This is a genomic window from Bradyrhizobium sp. PRIMUS42 (genome assembly GCF_023006515.1).
Taxonomy (GTDB): Bacteria; Pseudomonadota; Alphaproteobacteria; order Rhizobiales; family Xanthobacteraceae; genus Bradyrhizobium.
This window is the reverse complement of sequence record NZ_JALBGZ010000277.1, coordinates 1-7,614: the sequence shown is the minus strand read 5'-3', so window position 1 is coordinate 7,614 and position 7,614 is coordinate 1. Positions and strand designations below refer to the sequence as shown.

General features: G+C 64.0%; 7 protein-coding genes and 1 pseudogene. 5 read left to right on the top strand and 3 right to left on the bottom strand.

The window, feature by feature from the left end:
- Positions 1-201, top strand: a pseudogene (locus MOV75_RS20420) (hypothetical protein); the annotation flags it as partial.
- Between the two features lie 23 nt (positions 202-224).
- Positions 225-1,490: a diaminopimelate decarboxylase gene (lysA, locus tag MOV75_RS20415; protein ID WP_247006482.1), complete on the top strand. Its 1,266-nt coding sequence runs from the start codon at positions 225-227 to the stop codon at positions 1,488-1,490.
- Between the two features lie 133 nt (positions 1,491-1,623).
- On the opposite strand, the gene MOV75_RS20410 is transcribed toward lysA, so the two are convergent.
- The gene (locus tag MOV75_RS20410) at positions 1,624-2,496 is read right to left on the bottom strand and encodes a helix-turn-helix domain-containing protein (RefSeq protein WP_246925909.1); all 873 of its coding nucleotides are present in this window, start codon (positions 2,494-2,496) and stop codon (positions 1,624-1,626) included.
- A gap of 97 nt (positions 2,497-2,593) precedes the next feature.
- Here MOV75_RS20410 and MOV75_RS20405 point away from each other — a divergent pair, with 97 nt between their 5' ends.
- Complete coding sequence (locus MOV75_RS20405; protein ID WP_247006480.1) at positions 2,594-3,643, top strand: AraC family transcriptional regulator; 1,050 nt, start codon at positions 2,594-2,596, stop codon at positions 3,641-3,643.
- 155 nt (positions 3,644-3,798) lie between these two features.
- Entirely contained in the window at positions 3,799-5,568 is a 1,770-nt protein-coding gene (locus MOV75_RS20400) for a tannase/feruloyl esterase family alpha/beta hydrolase (protein WP_247006478.1), read from the top strand.
- A gap of 64 nt (positions 5,569-5,632) precedes the next feature.
- Here MOV75_RS20400 and MOV75_RS20395 read toward each other — a convergent pair whose 3' ends face one another.
- Both MOV75_RS20395 and MOV75_RS20390 read right to left on the bottom strand, forming a co-directional pair.
- Positions 5,633-6,541, bottom strand: a complete 909-nt coding sequence (locus MOV75_RS20395; protein WP_246925916.1) for an NAD(P)-dependent oxidoreductase — start codon at positions 6,539-6,541, stop codon at positions 5,633-5,635.
- 134 nt (positions 6,542-6,675) lie between these two features.
- Positions 6,676-7,059, bottom strand: a complete 384-nt coding sequence (locus tag MOV75_RS20390; RefSeq protein WP_018316258.1) for a carboxymuconolactone decarboxylase family protein — start codon at positions 7,057-7,059, stop codon at positions 6,676-6,678.
- A 179-nt stretch (positions 7,060-7,238) separates the two neighbouring features.
- On the opposite strand from MOV75_RS20390, the gene MOV75_RS20385 reads away from it, so the two are divergent.
- A partial coding sequence (locus MOV75_RS20385; protein WP_247006476.1) for a DUF4175 family protein occupies positions 7,239-7,614 on the top strand: 376 nt, incomplete at its 3' end.

The following is a 7,614-nucleotide window of genomic DNA, read 5'->3' as shown; positions in this document are numbered from 1 at the left end:
GATCTGCCGCCGACCGCCACCAGCGCGCCGACGGCCAACGGCGCCGCGCCTGTCGACACCGAGACCGCAGCCCAGAAGACGTCGAGCATGTTCAATCCCACCTCAGCCTCAGGTGCGGATGCCGAGCCCGCGGCGGCCAAGGGCCGGAAGAAACCGTTTATTCTCGACCCGCTCCTGGACGAACCTCCCGGCAAGAAATAAGCCGGGACAACCGAGCCTAAGCCATGAACCATTTCGACTATCGCAACGGCGTGCTGCACGCCGAGGCGGTGAACCTGTCCGAGCTGGCCGCGACCGTCGGCACGCCGTTCTATTGCTATTCGACCGCGACGCTGGAGCGGCACTATCGCGTCTTCACCGAGGCCTTCGCCGGCGAGAAGGTGCTGGTCTGTTACGCCATGAAGGCGAACTCCAACCAGTCGGTGCTGCGCACGCTGGCCAAGCTCGGGGCCGGCGCCGACGTGGTCTCCGGTGGTGAATTGAAGCGCGCGCTGGCCGCCGGCATTCCGCCGAACAAGATCCTGTTCTCCGGCGTCGGCAAGACCGAAACCGAACTCCGCGCCGCGCTCGCCGCCGACATCCTCTGCCTCAACGTCGAATCCGAGCCGGAGCTCCAGCTGCTGTCGCGCGTTGCGACCGAGATGGGCAAGACCGCGCGCATCTCGCTCCGCGTCAACCCCGATGTCGATGCCGGCACGCATGCCAAGATCTCGACCGGCAAGTCCGAGAACAAGTTCGGCATCCCGATCGTGCATGCCCGTGAGGTCTATGCCCGCGCCGCGAAACTCCCGGGCATCGAGGTGACCGGGACCGACGTGCATATCGGCAGTCAGATCACCGAGCTCTCCGGCATGGAGACCGCGTTCCGCATCCTGTCCGAGTTCGTGCAGACGCTGCGCACCGACGGTCACAACATCAGCCACGTCGATTTCGGCGGCGGCCTCGGCATTCCCTATTACATGGACCGCGAGGCGCCGCCGGCGCCGGCCGCCTATGCCGCGATGGTCAAGCGCGTCAGCCACAATCTCGGCTGCACGCTGATGTTCGAGCCCGGCCGCATGATCGTCGGCAATGCCGGCATCCTGGTTGCCAAGGTGATCTATGTGAAGCACGGCGACGGCAAGAATTTCGTCATCATCGACGCTGCCATGAACGATTTGATCCGCCCGACGCTGTACGAGGCGCATCACGACATCCTGCCGGTGAAGCAGCCCGCCACGGGCGCCGCCACCATCACGGCCGATGTCGTCGGCCCGGTCTGCGAGACCGGCGACTATCTCGCGCTCGATCGCACGCTGCCGACGCCCGCGCCCGGCGATCTCCTCGCCATCATGACCGCCGGTGCTTACGGCGCGGTGCAGGCCGGCACGTACAACACCCGGCCGCTGGTGCCGGAGGTGCTGGTGAAGGACGATCAATACGCCGTGGTGCGCCCGCGCATCGAGGTCGAGCAACTGATCGCGATGGACACGCCCGCGCCGTGGCTGTGAGGCGGACGCAAACCTGTAAAACAACCCCATGCACAGTAGCCTCGGGGCTGCCTGGCGCACTGAAATCGCTTGAGACGTCGAGGCAAATCGGCGGCAACGCGCAATCGCGGCAGGATTTGGGATTGCCAGGCGATCAGGCCAATCGACCGGCATTGGCGCGGAAGGTCCGCGGGGTCACACCGGTTTCCTTGCGGAAGGAACGCACGAAGTGCGATGGATCCGCATAGGCGAGATCATACGCGATTTCGTTGATCGGCTGATCCGAGAACGCCAGTTGCCGCTTTGCTTCGGTGACGACCCGTCGCCTAATCAGCTGTCCGGCCGTCACCCCGGTCATGCGCTTCACGTGCTTGTTGAGGCCGTCGGACGTCATCGCGAGCTTCGCCGCATAAAAGTTTAGCAGCCGCCGGCTGCGAAAATGACTTTCAATCAGCTCGAGCAGTCTTTCGATCACTGCGTCGTTGAAATGGGCTGCGGTGCCGCTCCGGCCTATCGCCAGGCGCCCGACTTCAACTGCGATCAGGGCAAGGTAGCTGTTCACGGCGACATTGAACCCCTCGCGGGAGAGCAGGCGCTCTTCGCTGAGGCGCGCACTCAGGTCGGATAAGCGGGCCATGTCGTTCTCCGCGATCGAAACCACGGGGGCCATCGTCAGCCGCTTCAGGCGCGCGACCGTGTCTCCCGCAGCGTCGCCGAACGTTCGTGCCACGTCCTCCGTGAAGCTGACCACCCAGCCGCTCGTCGACGACTGAAAGTGAAATCCGTGAGCCATGGTCGGAGGTACCACGATGATGGCGGGGGCGTGAAAGGGGATCATCGAGGTCTCGTACTGGACCTCGCCGGCGCCGTGCTCGATCAGGAGGATCTGCAGAAGATTGGCATGGCGATGAACGCAGATCCGCCAGTCATGGAGCGAGCAGCGCGACGGGATGGTCTCGGCATGGACGAAATTGAACGCGCGAGGGTCGGGGGGCTCACCGTAGAGATGGAAGAACGGCAGTTCCATCGTACGAGTTTCTCGCGGTTCGCCAGGGTGCGGGTCAGGTGTCATCCTAAGGCCATGAGATTCTCCAGCGAAGCGTCTCCTGGCGCAGGAGCTGCGCGTGCTGGACAAGATTGCGCGTTTGGGATTGAGTTCCGTCGGTTGTCCCGCATCCAACGGACATGGTCCGATGTTCACCGATCTCAGTAGCCGCGATGAGAGCTTCGACAGGTTCCTGAGCACGTTCAATCGGCTCGTTCCTCATGCGCGGATTGATCTGGAAGGCAGCCAAAGCGCATTCCGCTGGCGCGGCCAGTTTGCCGCGACGAGCGGATTCTCCTGGTGGGATGTCGAGTCCGAGATCGACTGGACCTGCCGCCTCTCGCACCGCAAGGAGAGGCTCGGGCTCGTGCTGCCGAGTTCGGGGACGGTGAGCGGCAGGGTGCGGGATCGGACCGTGGCCATCGACCACAATTACGCGTTGGCATTGAGCGTGCCGGAAGTCAGTTCGATCGGCTATGCCGGCCGCGGCAGGCACGCGCACGTCACGCTGGAATTCGAGGTCGCGACGGTGCGGAAGGTGCTGTCCGGCATTTTCGAGGGTGGGTCGCTGCGCAGCATGGAGCTTAACCCGCGGCTCGATCTTGCAGGTCCCGCGGGCCGCATGCTCACGGCGCTGGCCGAAGCTGTCGGAGCCGGCATGCGCGACGAGGCGCTTCGATCCGAGAAGTCCATGGCGCTGCTCGGCGAAGCCATCCTGCGGCTGGTCTTCCTCAATTTTCCGCATGGCTTCAACGATCGCCAGCGCCGCCAGCAAGACGCCACGCCGCGCCGGATCAGGGAGGCGATCGACTTCATGCGCGCCAACATGCACCAGGCGCTGACATTGAGCGAGGTGGCAGAGGCGGCAGGCATCAGCGTGCGATCCCTGCAGTACGGATTTCACCGCTTCAGGAGCGTGACGCCGCTGGCTTATCTGCGGCAGATTCGCCTCGAGGCGGTGCAGGCGGAATTGTCATCGCCGCTGAATGCGCTGTCGGTCCACGACGTGGCGCTGAAGTGGGGCTTTGCGCATATGGGGCATTTCGCGTCGAGATATCGCGATTGCTTTGGAGAAGCGCCGTCCGAGACGGCAAGGCTTGCGAGGGCAGCGAAGGGCGCGCGCTCCTGACGCGTGCTGTTGCGCTTCTCCGGCGCGCCCGTGGTCCCCGGAAAAAATCTGTCGCCGGAAGGTTTTGTTCCAGCCGATGACGACCTTGTTCTACGGCCCCCTCGCATCGTGATGCTACGACTTCCCGAAAATACCAACAGATCGGGGAGGGCATCATGGAGTGTTCACGAATTCTATTGCGCGTTTGCGCATCCACAGTTGCGTTGGTCGCCGGAGCGGTCGCGCTGCCGAACGCTGCCGCGGCACTTGCGGCACCGACATGCGCGGGCCTGGCGACGGATCCGCGGTTCGGGCTGGCGAACAATCCCTCCATCAAGTCGGCGACCAGCGCCATCAAGACGACGGCGGCTCCTGCCAGCACGAAGTACTGCGGCGTCACGCTGGTCTACGGCACGAGTCCGAGCCAGAACATCACCATCGCGATAGGATTGCCGCTCAGCCCGGCGGACGGCGGTGCAGGCGGGACCATGGGCGCTTGGAACGGCCGTACCGAAGGCCTTGGCGGCGGCGGATGCGCCGGCAATCTCAACGTAGATGCGGCCGTGAATGCCGGCTATGTCGGATCGGGGACGGATGGCGGCCACGCCGGCGGCGACTGCACGCCCGGCGTCAATGCCGACCATACCTACAATCTCCAATTCATCCAGGATTTCTTCCGCAACGGGATCAAGCAGCAGATCCTGTGGTCGAAGCGCATTGCGACCGCCTATTACAGCAAGCCGCCCAGCTATAATTACTGGAACGGCTGCTCGACGGGCGGCCGGCAGGGATATCTGCTGGCCCAGGAGCTCGGGAGCCAGCTCGACGGCATCCTTGCCAGCGCTCCCGCGGTGTACTGGACGCGCTTCCAGACCGCGCAGATGTGGGGCCAGATCGCAATGTTCGAGCAGGCAGGCGAGAACCCGAGCGGAGCGATCCCTCCTGCCAAGCTGGTCGCGGCACAGAAATCGGCGATCGCGGCCTGCGACGCCAATGATGGCGCGGTCGACGGCATCATCAACGATCCCCGCACCTGCCGCTTCAGTGCCAAGGCCAACATATGTGGGAAGCCGGGTGCGCCGGCGGCCCCGAATTGCCTGACCGCGGACGAGGCGGTGGTGGTCGACAAGATCTGGGACGGTCCGCGCAACAAGCATGGCAATCGTATCTGGTTCGGGTTGGATCGCGGCAGCGACTTCTCGATCCTCGACGGTCCGACGCCGTTTCCGCTTGGCGTGACCCAGTTCGAATGGAACCTGATCGATCCAAGCTTCGCGCCGCCATCGACCAAATGGAATACCGTCAGCCTCGGGGGCAAGGGGCTGTCCTATCCCAGAGTGGCGGAAGCGGGCTCCCGCAACATCGCCGATGTGACCGACACATTCGGCCCGCTCGATGCCTTCCGCGCCCGTGGTGGGAAGTTGATGACTTTCCTCGGCGCCAACGACCAGTTCATCTATCCGCGCGGTGTTCTCAACTACTACCGGCAGATGGCAGAGCGCTATCAGAGGAATCACGATCGAACCGGTTTCGAGGGCGTGCAGAGCTTCTACCGCCTGTATCACGCACCCGGCGTCGGTCATTGCGGCCTGCCGATCTTCGGCCTCGGCACCACGGGGGCCTGGCCGCAAAATGGCGCCGACTTTACCGCGCTCGTCAATTGGGTCGAGAAAGGCGTTGCGCCGGACCAGGTCGTCGGCCGCAGTTTGGCGCCGGCACTGTCGCGGCCCTTGTGCCCCTATCCGCAAACGGCAAAGTACAAGGGAACGGGTGACGTCAACGATGCCGCCAACTGGAGCTGTGGCGGCAATCTCGAGACGGCGGAGGCAGTCTGCCCCGATGTCCTCGTCAAGTACAAGGACGAGTTCGACGGCCCGCTGGACTATCGCGCAAGCGCAGTCGATCCGGGCTTCTGCAAGGGCGGACGCCAGGACGATAATCGCTGATCCGACCGGTCGGTGATGGGGCGGGATCCTGGATCGGCGTGCACCGATCCAGGATGAGCGCGCGTTATCGTCCCGCCAACCCGCCCATCTTTCCGCCCACCACGACGTTCGCCTTCTTCTCGATCGGCTTGATCGCCGCGGTGAAATCGGACTCGGCGCCTTCCGCAGCTATCACGGTCTCCCACAACCGCCCGACCGCGTCGGCGACCTCCATCGACAGGCCGAGCTGCTTCATCTCCTCCAGCGCCAGCCGCACGTCCTTCACCATGAGTCCCGTGGCGAAGCCGAAGTCGAATGTACGCGGCAGCACCGCGCGCGGAAACTTGTCACGGCTCGCCGTGTTCATGCCAGAGCCGGCATTGATGACGTCGATCATCACGGCAGGATCGAGCCCGGCCTTCACGCCCATCACCACGGCCTCCGACGTGGCCACGATCGCGGTCGCCGACAGGAAATTATTGGCGAGCTTCATGGTCTGCGCCGCGCCGGGCTTCTCGCCGATGAAGAACACTTTTCCGATGATGTCGAGCGCGGGCTTGAGCAGTTCGAACTCCGCCTTCGGCCCGGAGACCATCACCGCCAACGTGCCCTTCTCGGCGCCGCCGACACCGCCGGAGACGGGGCAGTCGATTTGCACGATGTTGCGTTGGGCGAGGAGTCCGTGAATCTTCGCGGCCATCGCCGAGCCGACCGTGGACAGATCGATGAAGCGTTTTGCGCGGCTGCCCTCGATCACGCCGTTCGTCCCGGTTGCAACCTCGAGCGAAGCCTGCAGCGAGGGCAGGCTCGCCATGACAGTCTCGACCTGATCGGCGACGTCCTTCGGCGATGTCGCTTGCGTGGCGCCAAGCGCGACGAGCTTGCCCATGACTTCCTTGCGCGTGTCGAACACGACGAGCCTGTGTCCCGCCTCGATCAGCCGCCGCGCCATCGGGAAACCCATGTTTCCGAGGCCGATGAATCCGATGTCCATGGTGTTTCCTTTCTGTTGTCATTGCGAGGAGCGAAGCGACGAAGCAATCCAGGGATGTGTCCGTGGAGGGGTTTCTGGATTGCTTCGCTTCGCTCGCAATGACGGAGCGATACGTTGAAAGCTGTTTGTTCGGCTCACGCCTTGCCGTCGATCTCCGCGAACACCTCGCGCGCGATGCGAAAACTGTCGACTGCGGCAGGCATGCCGCCATAGATCGCGACCTGCATCAGGATCTCGCGGATTTCCTCGCGGCTGACGCCGTTGGTGAGCGCGCCCTTCAGATGTGCGCGGAACTCGTGCTGGCGGTTGAGGATCGCGATCATGGCGATGTTGAGCATGCTGCGGGTCTTGCGCGGCAGCTCCTCGCGGCCCCACACCGTACCCCAGCAATATTCGTTCAACATCTCCTGGAACGGACGGTTGAAATCATCGACGTTCTTCAGGGCGTTGTTGACATAGGCCTCGCCCAGCACCGCTTTGCGGACTTCCAGGCCCTTGTCGTGCATCTTCTTGTCCATGGCGTTTCCCTTACTTGCCTTGCGTTTCTCTCGGGCGGCGCGCGGAAATTACGGGGTTGGGCGGGGCCAGTCACGTCCTCGTGTTATGCGGGAAAAGGGGTGTCTCCCGTACGGGAACGGATGCCTCAGTGCTGCCGTTGTGATAGGCTCCTCTCCCACCGGGCAACCTGGAGAGTTGATTGAACGGCGTCACCCCCGACCCGTCAGACCCGATCCGCAACAGTGACGCTCTGTCGCGGTTGAAGCTGGCGCAGGCCCTCGATCGGGCCATCTATGCCATAGCGTGGGAGCGTGCCTGGCCAAATCTGGCGCGGCTTCTGACCGTCGTCGGCCTGTTCCTGGTGGTGTCCTGGGCCGGCCTGTGGCTGGCGTTGCCGTTCATCGCCCGTGCCATCGGTCTCGTCGTTTTCGCCGCCATCGCAATCGCCGTCCTGTTGCCCCTGTTTCGCTTTCGCTGGCCGAGCCGCGACGAGGCGCTGGCCCGGCTCGATCGTGGCTCCGGCATCCGTCACCGCCCGGCGACGACGCTGACCGACACACTGTCCTCGCAGGATC

Excerpts from the sequence above, each read along its gene's own strand:
- lysA (WP_247006482.1), top strand. The coding sequence starts at position 225 with ATGAACCATTTCGACTATCGCAACGGCGTGCTGCACGCCGAGGCGGTG.
- MOV75_RS20400 (WP_247006478.1), top strand. The coding sequence starts at position 3,799 with ATGGAGTGTTCACGAATTCTATTGCGCGTTTGCGCATCCACAGTTGCG.
- MOV75_RS20395 (WP_246925916.1), bottom strand. The coding sequence starts at position 6,541 with ATGGACATCGGATTCATCGGCCTCGGAAACATGGGTTTCCCGATGGCG.
- MOV75_RS20410 (WP_246925909.1), bottom strand. The coding sequence starts at position 2,496 with ATGGAACTGCCGTTCTTCCATCTCTACGGTGAGCCCCCCGACCCTCGC.
- MOV75_RS20390 (WP_018316258.1), bottom strand. The coding sequence starts at position 7,059 with ATGGACAAGAAGATGCACGACAAGGGCCTGGAAGTCCGCAAAGCGGTG.